General features: G+C 38.0%; 1 protein-coding gene. It reads left to right on the forward strand.

The annotated features are described in order from the left end of the window. Positions 1–138: 138 nt before the first annotated feature. The gene (tnpA, locus tag PEPTYR26121_RS00135) at positions 139–600 is read left to right on the forward strand and encodes an IS200/IS605 family transposase (RefSeq protein ID WP_180498041.1); all 462 of its coding nucleotides are present in this window, start codon (positions 139–141) and stop codon (positions 598–600) included. Positions 601–734 lie beyond the last annotated feature (134 nt).

The following is a 734-nucleotide window of genomic DNA, read 5'->3' on the forward strand; positions in this document are numbered from 1 at the left end:
TTTTTATTGTGCGCTTTAGCATGAATAAACCACCAGCTATGCTGGTGGTAGGCATAAAAAGCTTTAGCTTTAAGTAAAAAAACCTCCTATGATAAAATTATTGTGTTATCGGCAATAAAATATCAAGGAGGTATCCATATGGACAAGAACAGCTTAGCACATACAAGTTGGAATTGTAAGTATCATGTTGTATTTGCGCCAAAATATAGGCGACAGGTCATATATGGAAAATTAAAACAAGACATAGGAAAAACGTTAAGAGACCTATGCGAAAGAAAAGGAATCAATATAATCGAAGCAGAATGTTGTCCCGATCATATCCATATGCTATTGGAGATTCCGCCAAAATATAGCGTCTCTCAAATCATGGGCTATTTAAAAGGAAAAAGCAGCTTGATTATATTTGATAGGCATGCAAATCTAAAGTATAAATATGGAAATAGGCATTTCTGGTGTAGAGGTTATTACGTAGACACTGCAGGAAAAAATGCGAAAAAGATCCAAGAATATATCAAGAATCAATTGGAAGAGGATTATTTGGCGGATCAGATAAGCATGAAAGAATTCATAGATCCGTTTACGGGTCAGCAGGTCAAATAAAGTATAAGAACAGGCGCTTTAGCGCCAACTGGGGATTTGTTGCAAGAGGAAGAAACTCAGAGCACGAGAGTGCTGCCGGTAACAGCCCCTTATAGGGGCATAACAAACCACCGGCTAAGCCGGTGGTTCTGATT

The sequence above is a fragment of the Aedoeadaptatus nemausensis genome (genome assembly GCF_903819165.1).
Taxonomy (GTDB): Bacteria; Bacillota; Clostridia; order Tissierellales; family Peptoniphilaceae; genus Aedoeadaptatus; species Aedoeadaptatus nemausensis.